This window comes from Amycolatopsis melonis, from assembly GCF_040064235.1.
Taxonomy (GTDB): Bacteria; Actinomycetota; Actinomycetes; order Mycobacteriales; family Pseudonocardiaceae; genus Amycolatopsis; species Amycolatopsis melonis.
Map to the genome: position 1 here is coordinate 296325 of NZ_JBDZYD010000002.1, position 15702 is coordinate 312026.

Here is a 15702-nt window from a genome sequence, read left to right on the forward strand (position 1 = left end):
CTGCCATGCCGGCTCACGCCATCATCGGATGCGGGCGCGTCGCCCCGAACCACGTGGACGGTTTCCGCGCGCTGGAGGGCTACGAACTCGCCTGGGCCTGCGACCGGGACGCGGTGACGGCCAAGCAGTTCGCCGCCGACCACGGCATCACACACTGGACGACCGAGGTCGGCGACGTCCTCGGCGACCCCGGCGTGACCAGCGTGTCGATCGCCGTGGACCACGCGCAGCACGCCGCGCTCGCCGAGCGCGCGCTGCTCGCGGGCAAGCACGTCCTGGTCGAGAAGCCGTTGTGCCTGACGGTTTCCGACGCCGAACGGCTGGCCGGGCTCGCCGCGGCCGGTGACCGGGTGCTGTCGGCGGTGTCCCAGCACCGGTACGACCCGGTCGTGCTGGCCGTCCGGGAATGGCTGGACGACGGCCTGCTCGGCCGCCTGCTGTTCGTGCGGGCGTCGCTGGAGGCCAGCCGCGAGCGGGAGTACTACAGCGACAGCTACTGGCGCGGCACCCGCGCCGGGGAAGGCGGCTCGGCGCTGATCAACCAGGGCTACCACTGCCTCGACGTGACCCGGCTGCTGTGCGGCGACCTGGTGGTCCGTGCCGCCATGGCGAACACGACCGCGCTGGCAGGCGTGATCGAAACCGAGGACACGCTGGCCGCCCTGCTCGCCGCCGGCGACACCCCGGTGACGCTGCAGGTCACCGTCGGAAGCACCACCGAGTGGCGCACGCGCATCGACCTCGTCGGCGACCGGGGCACGGTGAGCCTCGACATCGACCACCCCGGTGCGGTGCACCGCGCGACCGGCAACGCGGAACTCGAACGCCGGGCCAGGGCACTGAGCGCCCGGGAGGTCGAGCCACCGCCGCCGGGCATCGGCTACTACGGCGTCTCGCACCGGCGGCAGATCGCCGACTTCGCGGCCGCGGTGCGGGACGGGACGCCGATGGCCGTGCCCGCCGGCGTCGGCGTCGGGATGGTGCGCCTCCTGGCCGAGCTGTACGCCGCGACCTGATTCCTCCGCGAAGGGACACCATGCACGCGCTGCTTCTTTCCGGGCTCGGCCCGACCTACCGCACGTCCGACTACTTCGGCGAGTCGTCCCTGTTCCGGAAACAGCCGGACGAGCGGATCCAGGCGATCCTGGCCCGGTCGGGCGCGCCCCGGCTCCGGCTGTCCGACCTTTCCTTCGCCGACGGTGCCGCCCGGAAGCCGCTGCTGCGCCCGCCGGGGGTGGACCCGCACCTGACCACGTTCACGCTGGAGTCCATCCTGCAGGGCTCCAAGCACGCCTACACCCAGATCCCGCTCAAGGAGGTCTGGGAGGGCAACGAGGTGTCCGTGCCCCCGGACATCGACCTGGTGCTGCTGTCCACGACCTACATCTGGAACAAGCAGATGATCGCGCTGGTGATGCGCTGGATCTCCGAGCACTGCCCGGGCATCCCGGTCGTCGTCGGCGGGCAGTACACGAACCTCAAGTACATGGTGATCATGCAGGCCTACCCGGAGATCACCGCGACCGTCCGGGGTGACGCGGAAATCGCCCTGCCGATGCTGCTCGACGAGCTCCGGGTGTCCGGAGACCTGTCCAAGGTCCCGAACCTGGTGTGGCGCGACGGCGAGCGGATCCGGATCAACGCGATCGAATACGTCGACCTCGACGCGTTCCCCTCGCCGTCGTTCCCGCACGTCTTCGACGTCGCACCGTACGAGTCGATGCGCGGCTGCCCGTTCGACTGCAAGTTCTGCTCGTTCCCGGCCGCGTCGCCGAAATGGCGGTACAAGTCGGCGCAGAAGATCAAGGACGACTGGCTCCGCTACGCGGGGGAGAACGGCGTCAAGCAGATCACGGCCATGGATTCGACGTTCACCGTGCCACCCACCCGGCTGCGGGAGCTGCACCGGATCCTGCCCGGATCCGGGGTTCCCCAGTGGTCGTGTTTCACCCGGGCGAACTCGGTCAAGAACCAGGAGTTCATCGACGGGATGGTCGCGTCCAACTGCACGCATCTGGAAATCGGCTTCGAGTCGATGAACGAGCAGACGCTCAAGCGGATGAGCAAGCGGGTGACGGCGAAACAGAACCGCCGCGCGTTCGAACTGCTCAGCGGCAGCGACATCGGATACGGGATGTGCTTCATGATCGGCTATCCCGGTGAGGACGCCGAGGCGTTCGAAGACACCAGGCGGTTCCTCGTCGACGAGTTCGACGGCCGGTTCGGCCTGTACGTGTTCTCGGTGAACGACGAGACGATGCCGCTCTGGGAAGACCGCGAAGAGCTGCAGATCACCGTCGACGACCCGCTCTCCCCGGATTCCGCGTGGTCGCACATCGGCATGGACAGCGAAGAAGCGAAACGGCTGCAGCTGGAGACGCTGGACGAAGTGCGCCGCAAGAACGACCACGCCGTCGTGTCGCTGTGGCAGCGCGAATACGCGCGTCCGCTGTTGCCGACGGCGGACCGGAAGGGCAATCTGGTCGTGGAGAAAGCACTGGAGCGGCTGGCCATGGTGCCCCGCGATTACGACGACGTCGACGAAGCCGCCGGCTGCGTGACGCGGCAGCTGGAAGTGCTGCGCGGCAAAGGCGTCGAATTCGCTCCCGGAACCGGTGAACCCGAAGACCTGCCCGCCTGAACCGTCATGCCCACGAAGGGACTTTCATGGAGAACGCGGCCGTCCTGGAAACGATCCGGAAGTTTCTGGTCGACGAGGTGCTGGAAGGGGTGAACGCGAACGTCACCGCGGACACCCCGCTGCTGGAATGGGGCGTGCTCAGCTCCATGTCCACCATGCGGCTGGTCGGCTTCCTGTCCGAACGGTTCGGGATCGAGGTGCCTTCCGACGAAGTGGTCGGCAGGAACTTCAAGGACCTCGCCAGCATCACCGCGATGGTGCAGCGGATGCGGGCACAGCAGCAGGACGGTGCCAAGGTGCCGGCCGGGAAGGCGGGCACGGCGTGACGAGCGGCCCTGAGCAGCAGGCCGAAGTCGGGATCATCGGCGGCAGCGGGATCTACGCGCTGGACGCACTGACGGACGTGCGGCGGGTCCGCGTCGCCACGCCGTACGGCGACCCCAGTGGCGAGCTGGTCCTCGGCGAGCTGTCCGGCACCCGGGTCGCGTTCGTGCCCCGGCACGGCGAGGGCCACCACATCCTCCCGTCGCGGATTCCGGCACGGGCCAACATCCACGCGCTGAAGAGCCTCGGCGTCCGGCAGATCCTGGCGGTCAGCGCCGTGGGCAGCCTGCGGGAGGACTACGCGCCGGGCGACCTGGTGGTCCCGGACCAGCTCGTCGACCGCACCCGGGTCGACCGCGGCAGCACGTTCTTCGACGAGGACGTCGTCGTGCACGTGGCGTTCGCCGAACCGTACTGCGGGCGGCTGCGGCAGTCGCTCGTCGAAGCCGCCGGGCGCGCGACCACGGCGAAGGTGCACGAGTCGGGGACCTACTGCTGCATGGAGGGCCCGCAGTTCTCCACGCGGGCCGAGTCCGAGCTGCACCGCCGTCTCGGCTTCGACCTCATCGGGATGACCGCCATCCCCGAGGCCAAGCTGGCCAGGGAGGCGGAGCTGTGTTACGCCTCGCTGTGCCTGGTCACCGACTACGACTGCTGGTTCGACGGGCACGACGACGTGACCGCGCACGCGGTCGTCGAAGTGATGCGGCGCAACAGCGAAGCGGCGAAGGCGACGCTCACCACGCTGCTGGCGAAGCAGCAGCCCGATCCGGACTGCGCGTGCCAGAACGTGCTCGCCAGTTCGATCAACACATCGCTGGAGAACCTGCCCGCCCGTGCCGCCGAACGCTATCGCGTGCTGCTCGGGAAGTACCTGCCGTCCGGGCACTGACCCGGGCCGCCGAAACCCTGCCGAACGTTGTGACGAGGTGGCTGGCCGTGAAGACCGTGCTGCTCGCGATGTCCCGCGACGAGCTGCCCGAGGACCTGCGGGCCCGGGTCGAGCGGGTGACGCGGCCGATCTGGGACCCGCACTGGACCGGCGGCCCCGGCCCCCGGCCCGAGGTGGAGACCCTGGTGACCGCGCACACCGACCCGGACCTCACTGCCACCCAGCTCGGCGCGCTGCCGGGACTGCGGGACATCCTGACCACGAGCACCGCGGTCGACTACATCGACCGGGACTACTGCGTGCGCCACGGCGTGCGCCTGCACAACACGCCGGACTACACCGGTTCCTCGGTGGCCGAGCACGCCGTCGCGCTCATGCTCGGCGTCGTCCGGCACCTGCCCCGGCTCGACGCCGCGGCCCGCTCCGGCGCCGCGACCGGCGGGCTCGTCGCCCGGGAACTGTCCGGGCTGGTCGCCGGCGTGGTGGGGGCAGGCGGCATCGGCTCCCGCGTCGCTGCCCTCGCCCACGGTCTCGGCATGCGCGTGCTCCACGTCAACCGCAGCCGCCGGGACGTCCCCGGCTCGCGCCAGGTCGAGCTGCCGGAACTGCTCGCCACCGCCGACGTCGTCTTCCTGACCCTGCCGCTGGCCGCCGGGGCGGGGCCGGTGCTCGGCCCGGCGGAGTTCTCGCTGATGAAGCGGGATTCGGTCGTGGTGAACATCTCCGCGGACGGGCTGATCGACTTCGCCGCGCTCGCGAGCGCGCTCACCACCGGCCGGATCGCGGGCGCGGGACTCGACGTGATGGGCGATCCGGCCCGGTACGCGGACCTGCCGAACACCGTCCTGACCGGGATGCGCGGGTGGTACACGCGGGAAGCGGTGCAGCGGCGCAGCCGGACCTGGGTGGACACGCTGTGCGCACTCGCCGAAGGCCGGGTGGTGCATCGAGTGCTGTGAGGAGCACCTGTGTCCGCCGGAATCGACGAGCTTTTCGCCAGAGAGTCGGGAGCCGACCAATGACATTGTTCTTGGCATCGTGGGGCGCGAACGACGAGGTCCGCGCCCGCGCGGTGGAAACACTGCGGGACTACGCCCGCGAGTTCCCCGAAGCGCCGGGCCGCGGGATCCGCGAGACGGAGTGGGCCGGGCCGGTGCACGTCGCCTGGGTGAGCGGGGACGGGCCCGCCACCGCCGAGGAGCGCACGCCCGGGCGGGTGTCCCTCGTGGACGGTGTCGCGCTCAGCGCGTCCGGTGATTCCGTGGTCACCGCCGCGGTCCTGGCGGCCAAGCCGCCGGGCGAACTCTGCGCGGACCCCGAGCTGGACGGGCAGTTCGCGCTCGTCGACGCGACCGCGGACACCCTCGACATCGCCGTCGACACGCTCGGGCTGTGCCTGCTGCACTGGTGCCGCACCCCGGACGGCTGGTTCGTCTCCAACCGGGTCGAGCCGCTGGCCCGGCTCGCCGGCAAGACCACGATCGACCAGGACGCCGCGACGGCCTTCCTGTCGGTGGGCTGGGTGACCGGGGAACGGACGCTGCTCACCGGCGTGAACACCGTGCCGGGCGGCGCGCACTGGTCGTGGCGCCCGGACACTGAGCCGGTCTTCGCCAAGCCGCGGGATCCGCTGCGGATCCTCGGCCTGCCCCGCGCCCGGGTCGACATCCCCGCGCTGCGCGACGCCCTCGTCGCCCGGTGCGCGACCGTCGGCGGCTGGCTGGGCGGGGTCGAGTCCGGGCTGACCTCCGGGCTCGACTCGCGCCTGCTGTTCATGCTGCTGCGCGCCGGCGACGTCGACACCGTCTACATCACCGGCGGCGCACCGGACAGCCCGGACGTGCAGGTCAGCGCCCGGATCGCGGACACCTACGGCATCGACCGCCGGTACATCCCGCCGCTGCCCGAGGACGAGCTGCGCCGGAACTGGCACCGCGTCTGCCGTCAGCTGCTGGCCCAGAACGACGGCATGGTCAGCCTGTGGCAGGCCAGCGACCTGATGCGGCCGCCGGTGGCCGCGCCGGTGTCGTTGTGGGGCGTCGGCGGCGCGATCGGCCGGTCGTTCTACGGCATGCCCCGCGACCTCCTGGAGTTCCGGCGCGGCGCGCTGCGCGCCCGGTTCGTGGACAAGCAGGCCAAGGACGCCGACGGCCTGCTCACCGCCGAAGGCACCGCGACCATCCGCCGCCGCCTGCGGGAGTTCGCCGACGACGTGCTGGCCAGGGGCACGGCACCGGGCGTCCTCTCGGATGCCTTCCTCACCCTGGAACTCATCGGCCGGTGGGCGGCGCCGAACGCGCACAAGATCCACCCGGTGCCGGTGTTCGCGCCGCTGTCCACCCGGCCGTGGCTGCGGGCGGCGTTCTCGATGTCGCCGGTGCAGCGCTATTCCGAGCCGCTGCACTACCGGTTGTTCCAGCTGCTGGCGCCGGGCGAGGACATCGCCAACCACCCGTCCGGGAAGTGGCGCTCGCAGCTGCCCTACCTGAACCTGTGCCACGGCTACGCCCGGCAGAAGGTGCTGCAGAACTCCGGGCGCGACCCGCTGGGCTTCCGGGCACGCATCCTCGAGGACGTGCGCCACGACGTCGCCGCCCGGTGCCTGGACCGGACGTCCTCGTCGCTGTGGAACGTGGTCAGCCGGCCCGCGTTCGAGGCCGTCATGAGCGACCGGACGAGCCCGGAGCAGCGCGCGCCGATGGCCCGGTCCCTCTACGGGGCGATCACGTTGTTTGAGTACGAAGCGCTGCGCATGGGGAGTTTCGACGACGTCGCCAGCCCGGTCGGGCCCTGACCGCCGTCGCCAACCGAGGAGGTCGCGGGTGAGCAAGCCGGGGAAGCCGCTCAAGATTCTGGTGGCCCACCTGTCCAGCGAGGCAGGGGGCAACCGGGACCTGCCGCTGCTGTACGCGGCGGTCCGGGAGGCCGGTGACGTGGTCGTCGAGCCGTTTTCCGCGGCCGCGCTGCGGCGGGAGCACTGGGACGTCGTCCACATCAACTGGCCGGAGTGGTGTGTCCGCCGCGACCGGGGTGCGGCCGTGTGCGCCGCCGACGCGGCGAGGCTGCTGCTGCAGCTGCGTGCCGCGCGGCGGCGCGGCACGAAAGTGGTGTGGACGCTGAACAATCTCCGCCCGCACGAGTCGGACCGGGTGGTCGACCTGTTCGTGGCGGAGTTTTCGCGGCTGGTCGACCTGGCCGTCTGCTCCTCGCAGAGCCTGCTCGACGAGTTCCTCCGCGAGTACCCGGCGATCCGCGCGGCCGAGCACCGGGTCATCCGGCCCGGCGGCTACCGCTGTCTCTACCCCGACGACGGCGTGTCGACCGCGCAGGCGCGGGAGAAACTCGGCCTTCCGGCGGACGCGCGCATCCTGCTGGCCATCGGCATGATCCGGCGGTACAAGAACATCGTCCCGCTCGTGCGGTCCTTCCGGGAGCTGGGGGAGGACCCGGGAAGGTTCCTGCTGATCGCGGGGGACGCGCTCGATCCCGGCTACGCCCGGCAGGTGCGCGACGAATGCGACCGCACCCCGTCGGTCCGTCTCGATCTGGGCTACATCGCCGATTCCGACATGCAGTACTACCTGCGCGCGGCCGACGCGATGGTGCTGGCCAGCTCGTCGGTGTTCAACTCGGCGAGCGCGCTGCTGGCCCTGTCCTACGACTGCCCGGTGGTCGTGCCGTCCCACGGCGCGTTCGTCGAGCTGCAGGAAACCGTGGGCCGGGACTGGGTGCACACCTACCGGGGCGGGATCCGGGCGGGCGTGCTGCGGGAGGCGTTCACGCACCGGCGTCCGGAACGCCGTCGTGCGCTGGAAGACCACTACGACTGGGCGGTTTCCGGACGCGAACATCTGGACGCCTACCGGTACATCGCCGGAGCGCGCTGAACTTCGCCGCTCGCGGAGCGGAGCTGGGAGTGTGGACGTGTCGATCCATCGCATCACGGTCGTCGGGGCCGGCTATGTCGGGCTCACCACCGGAGCCTGCCTGGCGTCCTTCGGCCACCGCGTGGTGTGCGCGGACGTGGACGCCGGGAAGATCGCCCGGCTGCGCGCGGGCAAGGTGGACATCCTCGAAGCCGGGCTGCCGGAGCTGGTCGCGGCCGGGCTGGCCGCGGGCACCCTGGCGTTCGAGGTGGGGGCGGCCGCGGCGGTGCAGGACGCCGAGGCCGTGTTCCTGTGCGTGCCGACGCCGATGGCCGCGGACGGCACCGCCGACCTGTCCGCGGTGGCGTCGGTGGCCGCCGAGCTGGGAGCGCTGCTGCCGGCGGGCTGCGTGGTGGTGAACAAGTCGACCGTCCCGGTCGGCACCGCCGAGTGGGTTCGGCGGCTGCTCGGCCGGGACGACGTCGCCGTGGTCAGCAATCCGGAATTCCTCCGCGAGGGCTCGGCGGTGCACGATTTCCTGCACCCGGACCGGATCGTCGTCGGCTCGGCCGACGAACCGGCCGCCCGCCGGATCGCCGAATTGTATTCGCCGCTGCGGGCGCCGGTCGTCTGCACGAACGCCGCGAGTGCGGAGCTGATCAAATACGCGGCCAACTGTTTTCTCGCGGTCAAGCTGTCCTACGTCAACGCCGTGGCCGAACTGTGCGAGACGTTCGGCGCGGAAATCGACGCGGTGACCGCCGGAATGGGCCACGACCCCCGGATCGGGCAGGCGTTCCTGAGACCGGGTCCCGGCTGGGGCGGGCCCTGCCTGCCCAAGGACGCCTCGGCGCTGCTGCGGCTGGCCGAGGGCCGCGGCGTCCGGTTCGACCTGCTGCAGGCCGCGGTCGACGACAACGCCCGGCAGAGCAGGCGGGTGGTGCGCAGGCTGGCGGACGAACTCGGCAAGCCACTGGACGGCGCCCGCATCGGCCTGCTGGGCCTGGCGTTCAAGCCGGGCACCAACGACCTGCGCGGCTCACCGGCGCTCCAGGTGGCCGAGCTGCTGGCCGACGCGGGCGCCGAAGTCGTGGCCCACGACCCGGCGGTCCACCGCGAGCTGCCCCGGATCACCGTGGTCGGCGACGCCTACCTGGCGGTCAAGGAGGTCGACGCGGTCCTGCTGGTCACGGAGTGGCCCCAGTTCCGCGAACTGGACTGGCCCGCGGTGGCCGACCTGATGGACGGCGGCCTGGTCTTCGACGCCCGCAACCACCTCGATCCCGCCGTTCTCGAAAGGTCCGGACTGCGCTGGCGTGGAATCGGCAGGCAAGCTGCTGCCTGAGGGTTTCCGGGTGTCCGCCGGGAATTCTCAACCGCATATTTGTTCCCTATAGTGTTCTTGTGAGCGACTTACATGATCTGACGGCGACCGAACAATTGTCGATGGTCCGTGACAGGACGATTTCTCCCGTGGAATTGGTGGACCATTACCTGGATCGGGTCGAGCGTCTCGACGGGGCGCTGGGGTCGTTCGTCACGATGACGGCCGACGCGGCGCGGGCGGCGGCCAAGGAAGCCGAAACGCGGGTCGTGCAGTCCGATGCCGATGACCTGCCGCTGCTGCACGGCGTGCCCATCGCGTTCAAGGACCTCACGGCGACCGCCGGTGTGCCCACGAAGTTCGGGTCGCTCGCGCTCGCCGACAACGTTCCGCCGTTCGACGCCGACGTGGTGAAGCTGCTGAACGAGGCCGGGGTGCTCAGCCTGGGCAAGACCGCGACCAGCGAACTGGGGATCTCCCTGTCCTGTGAGACCGAGCTGGGGCCGCCGACGCACAGTCCCTGGCGGAGGGGCCTGATGGCCGGTGGGTCCTCCGGCGGCGCGGCCGCGGCGGTCGCGGCCGGGCTGGTGCCCTTCGCGCAGGGGTCGGACGGGGCCGGTTCGCTCCGCGTCCCGGCGGCCCTGTGCGGTGTGATCGGCTTCAAGCCGAGCCGGGGGCTGGTGAGTCACGGGCCCCTGCACTCGGGGATGTTCGGCATGCCGATCAACGGCCCGGTCGCCCGTACCGTCGCCGACGCCGCGGTGCTGCTGGACGCGATGGCCGTGGCGATGCCCGGCGAGCCCTACTTCTGCCCGCCGCCGCCACCGGAAGGGTCCTACCTCGCCGCGCTGCGGCGGCCGCTCCGGCGGCCGGACGGGCGCCCGCTGCGGGTCGGCAGGCATGCCGAGCCCCTGCTGGCGGAGACCGTCGTGGACCGCGAGGTGCTGCGGGAGTGGGACCGGGCCGGACGGCTGCTCGAATCGCTGGGCTGCGAGGTCTTCGACGTGCCCGCGCCGTTCGACCCCTCGATCGGCTCGCTGTTCCAGCAGGTGTTCTCCGTGCTGGCGGCGATGCCGCTGCCGCCGAGCCGGGAGCGGCTGCTCCAGCCGCTGACCCGGTACGTCCGCGCGGAAGCGGCGAAGGTGTCCGCGGTGGGGGTGCTCGGCATCCTCAGCCAGCTCCAGAACGCCGCCCGGGCGGCGATGCGTGCCCTCGCCGACGTCGATCTGGTGCTCACCCCGACGGTGGCCGAGGTCTCGGTGCCGCTCGGCCACTTCACCGAGCCGGGCGACCCGGCCGAGCACCTGGCCCGGCAGCGCCGGTTCTCGCCGTTCTGCGCGCCGTACAACCTGACCGGGCAGCCTGCCGTGTCGCTGCCGCTGGGGCAGAGCGAGAGCGGGCTGCCGATCGGCGTCATGCTGGCCGCACAGCAGGGCCAGGACGCCCTGCTCCTCGCGGTCGGCGCGGCACTGGAGCAGGCCGCCCCGTGGGCGGACCGGAAGCCGCCGGTCTGGTGACCGCCTGCGCCGGCTTCCCGGCCTCGGGAAGCCGGCCGGGGCGTTCAGTGCTGGGTCTCCCGCAGCCGGTCTTCGATCTTCGTGATGATCGACGCGGGGCTGGGCATCCCGGCGATTTCCGTGGCGACCTCGCGGGCCACTTTGGCGAACGCCGGTTCGTCGAGCAGCCGCCGGGCCGTGTCGCGGAGCTGCCCGGCGGTCACCTGCTCCGGATCCGCCTGCAATGCGACCCCGCGCTCGGTCAGCTGGTCCGCCGACGTGCGGTTTTCGCCGTACGCGGGCAGGACGAACTGCGGGACGCCGTACGCCAGCGCCGCGGCGATCGTGCCTGCCCCGCCGTGGTGGATCATCAGCGAGCACCTCGGCAGGATCGTCGAAAACGGCAGGAAGCCCGCCGAAGTCACGTTCGGCGGCAGCGGGCCCAGCTCGGTCAGGTCCGCGCTGCCGCCGGCGAGGACGACCTCGACGTCCATGGCCGACAGGGCGTCCAGCACCACCGCAAGACCGGACACCCCGGTGAGCAGCGGCACGGTGGTGCCCAGCGTGACCAGCACCCGCGGCCGCGACGGCTCGGCCAGCGCCCACGCGGGCACGACGACGCCGCCGTTGTAGGGCAGGCAGCGCATCGGCCACCAGGGCTTGCCGTCCACTTCGTCCGGTTCGGTCCCGGCGAGCCCGCCGATGCTCGGCGCCCGCAGGTCGATTCCGGCCAGGGAAACCGGCGGCGGGCCGGAGAGGCCGAGGCGTGCGGTCAGCAGTTCGCCGATCACCCCGTCGGTCAGAATGCTCGGCGTTTCCCGGAATTCCCGGTCGCGCATTGCCCATGCCATGCGGTTCCCGGCTTCGAGAGCGGGCACCCCGAGTTTTGCGGCGACGAACGGGCCGCCGCCGTGATCGGAGGCGAACACCACCAGATCCGCGCCGAAATCCCGTCCGGCCCGGACGGTCGGCTCGGCGGTGGTCAAGGCGACATAGCCGTAGGAGTTGTTCGTCCGCACGAGTTCCCGGACGTCGTCCGGCATGGCGGCGGTCTCCTGCTCCTGGGCCAGCTGCGTGAAATCGAGCCAGATGTCCTGGTCCGGGAAGGCGTCCACGACCGGCAGCCCGGCGTCGGCGAGCACGTTCGCCATCGGGTTGGCACTGGCGAAAAGAATTTCGTGCCCGGCGGACCGCGCGGCCCACGCCAATGGCACGAGAGGAAGGGACAATCCGTAGGCGGGCAATGCCATGAACAGGATTCGCATTGGCTCAAAATAACCGTTCTTTCGCCATTGTGACCAGCGTGCGAACGCTGACCGCAAACACCCTGTTCCGGCGGACACCCCGGCCGTCCGCTGGCGGCTGCCCGGCGCCGCGCACCGGGTCGATACGCTGCCGGGGACCGGTCAGGAGGTTCACGGGTGCGGGTGCTGGACGCGGCGGCGGTGTCGGCCTGGGCTGCGGGCTGTGTGCACAGCCTGGCGAGCCTGCGCCCGGCCATCGACGGGATCAACGTCTATCCCGTCGCCGACTCCGACACCGGCTCCAACATGCTCTTCACGATGACCGGCGCGGCCGCCGAACTCGGGAAGTCCGAGCCGGGCGACGCCGCCCAAGCGCTGAAGACTCTCGCGCGGGGTGCCGTGGCCGCCGCCAAGGGCAACTCCGGGGTCATCCTCTCGCAGGTCATCCGCGGGCTCGCCGACTGCGCCGAGGGCGAGCTGGACGGGCCGTGGCTGGCCAGGGCGCTGGGCCGGGCCGACGAGGTCGCCACCGGTGCCGTCAGCAGGCCGGTCGCCGGCACCATCCTGACCGTCCTGCACGCCGTTGCTCTCGCGGTCCGTGGCAACACGGGTACGCTGGGTGAAGTCGCGCGCAAGGCCGCGCAGGAAGCCGCCCACGCGCTGGAGAAGACGCCGGAGCAGCTGCCCGCGCTGGCCAGGGCCGGGGTCGTCGACGCGGGCGCCCGCGGCCTGGTCGCGGTGCTCGACGCCCTGGTCGACGTCCTCGCCGGCACCCCGGTGGAGCACGACCACGCCCTCGAAGCCCACGCCGGGACCACCGAGGCCTACGCCTGGGAGGTCATGTACCTGCTCGACGGCGTCGACGAAGCGAGCCTGCCGACCCTGCGCAAGGAGCTGAGCGGCCTCGGCGACAGCGTCACCGTGGCCGGGGACGGTGCCGGAAGCCACGCCGTGCACGTCCACTGCGCCGACATCGGCGCCGCCATCGAGGCCGGGCTCGCGCTCGGCCGCCCGCGCCGGATCCGCGTCGAACCCCTGCTCACACCGACGCCGATCGAGCCAGGGGGCGGGATCGACCGGACCGTCGTCGCCGTCGTCCACGGCGGTGCGCTCGCCGAGCTGCTGCGCGCCGAGAGCATCCCGGTGCTGGCCGTGCCCGAGGGCGAGACGCCGAGCGTCGAGGACATGATGAGCCTGCTCAACGAGGCCGCCGGGCGGCACGTGACCGTGCTGCCGGGCAGTGCCGCGCTCACCGCCGCGGCCGACGCCGCCGCCGGGCACGCGATGGCCGCCGACCGGGACGTCGTGGTCATCCCGTGCGCGTCGCCGGTGCAGGTGCTGGCCGCCCTCGCCGTGCACGACGCCGGGCGCCGCACCAACGACGACGTCGTCGCGATGGCCGAGGCGGCCGCCGCGACCAGGCGTGGCGAACTGCGGATCGCGCAGGAGGAGTCGCTAACCTGGGTGGGCCGGGCCCAGTCCGGCGACGTGGTCGGCCTGGTCGACGACGAGGTGGTGCTGATCGAGCCCGCGCCCGCGTCGGAGACGAGCCTGGTCGCGGCCGCGATGAAGGTGCTGAACCGGATGCTGGCGCTCGGCGGGGAGCTGGTGACCGTGCTGAGCGGGGCCGCCGCCCCGCCCGGGGTCGCCGAGGAGCTCGCCGAACAGCTGCGGGTGGAGCACCCGGAGGTGGAGCTGACCGGCTACGCCAGTGGGCAGGCGGACGCCGTGCTGCTGATGGGAGTCGAATAACCGATGGCCGGACTGCGCGACAAGCTGCCGTTGCTGCTGGGCGCCAAGACGGCGAAGGCGCTCGCCACGGCGCTGGGCATCGAGACGGTCAGCGACCTGCTGCGCCACTACCCGCGCCGCTACGCCGAGCGCGGCGAGCTGACCGACATCGCGGGCCTCGAACTCGGCGAGCACGCCACGGTCATGGCGCGCATCGAGAAGGTGAGCAAGCGGCGGATGAAGTCCCGCAACGGGACCATCCTCGACATGGTGATCACCGACGGCAAGCGCCGGCTCACCTGCGCCTTCTTCAACCAGGCCTGGCGCGAGAAGGAACTGGTCCCCGGCAAGACCGGCCTGTTCGCGGGCAAGGTGTCGGCCTTCCGCGACACGCTGCAGCTGACCAACCCCGAGTACGAGCTGTTCGAGGCCGACCGCGCCGACGAGGCGATGGACGACTTCCTCGCCGCGATCATCCCGGTCTACCCGGCGGCGCAGGGCATGCCGTCGTGGTCGATCGGCAAGTGCGTCCGGCAGGTCCTCGACGTCCTCGAGGTCGACGACGACCCGATGCCCGCCGACCTGCGGCGCCTGCACAAGCTCGCCGACCTCGACAACGCGCTGCGCGGCATCCACCGCCCGGAGAACTGGGCGCACCTGGAGGCCTCGCGCAAGCGGCTCAAGTGGGACGAGGCGATGGCCGTCCAGCTGATCTTCGCGCAGCGGCGGCATTCGGCGATCTCGCGCCCGGCGAAGCCGAACCCGCACGTCAGCGGCGGCATCCTGGACGCCTTCGACAAGCGGCTGCCCTTCGACCTCACCGCGGGCCAGCGCGGGATCGGCGACGAGATCGCCGCGGACCTCGCTTCCGAGCACCCGATGAACCGGCTGCTGCAGGGCGAGGTCGGCTCGGGCAAGACGGTCGTGGCGCTGCGGGCGATGCTGCAGGTCGTCGACAACGGGCGGCAGGCCGCGATGCTGGCCCCGACCGAGGTGCTGGCCGCCCAGCACGCGCGGTCGCTGCGGGAGATGCTCGGCGACCTCGGCCAGGCGGGCGAGCTGGGCGCGGCGGAGAACGCCACGAAGGTCACGCTGCTGACCGGCTCGATGGGCGCGAAGGAGCGGAAGAAGGCGCTGCTGGAGATCGTCAGCGGCGAAGCGGGCATCGTCGTCGGCACGCACGCGCTGATCCAGGACCACGTCGAGTTCGCCGACCTCGGCCTCGCCGTCGTCGACGAGCAGCACCGCTTCGGCGTCGAGCAGCGGGACGCGCTGCGCACCCGCGGCTCCGGCGACACCAGCCCGCACGTCCTGGTGATGACGGCGACGCCGATCCCGCGCACGGTCGCCATGACGGTGTACGGCGACCTGGAGGTCTCGGCGCTGCGCGAGATGCCGGTCGGGCGGTCGCCGATCAAGACGACGGTGGTGCCGGTGGCCGAGAAGCCCGCCTGGTTCGACCGGATCTGGCAGCGCGTCCGCGAAGAGGTCGGCAAGGGCCACCAGGCGTATGTGGTGTGCCCGCGGATCGGCGACGAGCCGCCGTCGGACAAGAGCGACAAGCGCCCGCCGCTCGCGGTCCTGGACGTGGCGCCCGACCTGGAGAACGGGGCGTTGCAGGGCCTGCGCGTCGGCGTCCTGCACGGCCGGATGCCCCCCGACGACAAGGACGCGGTGATGCGCGCGTTCTCGGCGGGCAAGCTGGACGTCCTGGTGGCCACGACGGTGATCGAGGTCGGCGTCAACGTGCCGAACGCGACGGCGATGGTGATCATGGACGCCGACCGCTTCGGCGTCAGCCAGCTGCACCAGCTGCGCGGCCGCGTCGGCCGGGGCAGCAACCCGGGTCTGTGCCTGCTGGTCACCGAAGCCCTCGACGGCACGACAACCCGCGAGCGCCTGGCAGCGGTCGAGTCCACAACGGACGGTTTCGAGCTGTCCCGCCTCGACCTGGAGCTGCGCCGCGAGGGCGACATCCTCGGCGCGGCACAGTCGGGCAAGCGGTCCGGCCTGAAGCTGCTGTCCCTGCTGCGCGACGAGGACGTGATCGCGGCGTCGCGGGCCAGCGCCCAGGAGATCGTCGAGCAGGACCCGGACCTGAAGAAGTACCGCGGCCTGGCGCAGATGGTCGCCGACGTCGTCGACCTGGAACGCGCGGAATACCTGGAGAAGAGCTGACCGGCG

Annotated in this window: 12 protein-coding genes; 11 read left to right on the forward strand and 1 reads right to left on the reverse strand. The window is 71.6% G+C overall.

What is annotated here, in order from left to right; translation table 11 throughout:
* Positions 1 to 5 precede the first annotated feature (5 nt).
* The 9 genes from ABJI51_RS05895 to ABJI51_RS05935 all read left to right on the forward strand — a co-directional run bounded on the left by ABJI51_RS05895 (position 6) and on the right by ABJI51_RS05935 (position 10564).
* Positions 6 to 1016 carry a Gfo/Idh/MocA family protein gene (locus ABJI51_RS05895; protein ID WP_348948052.1) on the forward strand — a complete coding sequence of 337 codons (1011 nt, stop codon included), beginning with the start codon at positions 6 to 8 and terminating at the stop codon, positions 1014 to 1016.
* Between the two features lie 20 nt (positions 1017 to 1036).
* Positions 1037 to 2641, forward strand: coding sequence for a B12-binding domain-containing radical SAM protein (locus tag ABJI51_RS05900; RefSeq protein WP_348948053.1), 1605 nt, complete (start codon positions 1037 to 1039; stop codon positions 2639 to 2641).
* A 26-nt stretch (positions 2642 to 2667) separates the two neighbouring features.
* Positions 2668 to 2967, forward strand: coding sequence for an acyl carrier protein (locus tag ABJI51_RS05905; RefSeq protein ID WP_348948055.1), 300 nt, complete (start codon positions 2668 to 2670; stop codon positions 2965 to 2967).
* Positions 2964 to 3857 (forward strand): S-methyl-5'-thioadenosine phosphorylase, encoded by an 894-nt coding sequence (gene mtnP / locus ABJI51_RS05910; RefSeq protein WP_348948057.1) that lies wholly within the window; start codon positions 2964 to 2966, stop codon positions 3855 to 3857. Before ABJI51_RS05905 ends, mtnP begins: the two co-directional genes overlap by 4 nt.
* A gap of 47 nt (positions 3858 to 3904) precedes the next feature.
* A complete protein-coding gene (locus tag ABJI51_RS05915; protein WP_348948059.1) occupies positions 3905 to 4816 on the forward strand; it encodes a 2-hydroxyacid dehydrogenase in 912 nt (303 codons plus the stop codon).
* 59 nt (positions 4817 to 4875) lie between these two features.
* Entirely contained in the window at positions 4876 to 6651 is a 1776-nt protein-coding gene (locus ABJI51_RS05920; RefSeq protein ID WP_348948061.1) for an asparagine synthetase B family protein, read from the forward strand.
* 28 nt (positions 6652 to 6679) lie between these two features.
* Entirely contained in the window at positions 6680 to 7744 is a 1065-nt protein-coding gene (locus ABJI51_RS05925) for a glycosyltransferase family 4 protein (RefSeq protein WP_348948062.1), read from the forward strand.
* Between the two features lie 37 nt (positions 7745 to 7781).
* Positions 7782 to 9068, forward strand: a complete 1287-nt coding sequence (locus ABJI51_RS05930) for a UDP-glucose dehydrogenase family protein (RefSeq protein WP_348948064.1) — start codon at positions 7782 to 7784, stop codon at positions 9066 to 9068.
* A 128-nt stretch (positions 9069 to 9196) separates the two neighbouring features.
* Positions 9197 to 10564, forward strand: coding sequence for an amidase (locus tag ABJI51_RS05935; RefSeq protein WP_348948066.1), 1368 nt, complete (start codon positions 9197 to 9199; stop codon positions 10562 to 10564).
* 44 nt (positions 10565 to 10608) lie between these two features.
* On the opposite strand, the gene ABJI51_RS05940 is transcribed toward ABJI51_RS05935, so the two are convergent.
* On the reverse strand, positions 10609 to 11808 hold the full coding sequence (locus ABJI51_RS05940; protein ID WP_348948067.1) for a nucleotide disphospho-sugar-binding domain-containing protein: 1200 nt from the start codon (positions 11806 to 11808) through the stop codon (positions 10609 to 10611).
* A 156-nt stretch (positions 11809 to 11964) separates the two neighbouring features.
* Between ABJI51_RS05940 and ABJI51_RS05945 the strand changes: the two genes are divergently transcribed.
* Together ABJI51_RS05945 and recG are read left to right on the forward strand one after the other, a co-directional pair.
* Positions 11965 to 13539, forward strand: a complete 1575-nt coding sequence (locus tag ABJI51_RS05945) for a DAK2 domain-containing protein (protein ID WP_348948069.1) — start codon at positions 11965 to 11967, stop codon at positions 13537 to 13539.
* A 3-nt stretch (positions 13540 to 13542) separates the two neighbouring features.
* A complete protein-coding gene (recG, locus tag ABJI51_RS05950; protein ID WP_348948071.1) occupies positions 13543 to 15696 on the forward strand; it encodes an ATP-dependent DNA helicase RecG in 2154 nt (717 codons plus the stop codon).
* Positions 15697 to 15702 lie beyond the last annotated feature (6 nt).

Excerpts from the sequence above, each read along its gene's own strand:
- ABJI51_RS05920 (WP_348948061.1), top strand. The coding sequence starts at position 4,876 with ATGACATTGTTCTTGGCATCGTGGGGCGCGAACGACGAGGTCCGCGCC.
- ABJI51_RS05940 (WP_348948067.1), bottom strand. The coding sequence starts at position 11,808 with ATGCGAATCCTGTTCATGGCATTGCCCGCCTACGGATTGTCCCTTCCT.
- recG (WP_348948071.1), top strand. The coding sequence starts at position 13,543 with ATGGCCGGACTGCGCGACAAGCTGCCGTTGCTGCTGGGCGCCAAGACG.
- ABJI51_RS05895 (WP_348948052.1), top strand. The coding sequence starts at position 6 with ATGCCGGCTCACGCCATCATCGGATGCGGGCGCGTCGCCCCGAACCAC.
- ABJI51_RS05905 (WP_348948055.1), top strand. The coding sequence starts at position 2,668 with ATGGAGAACGCGGCCGTCCTGGAAACGATCCGGAAGTTTCTGGTCGAC.
- ABJI51_RS05900 (WP_348948053.1), top strand. The coding sequence starts at position 1,037 with ATGCACGCGCTGCTTCTTTCCGGGCTCGGCCCGACCTACCGCACGTCC.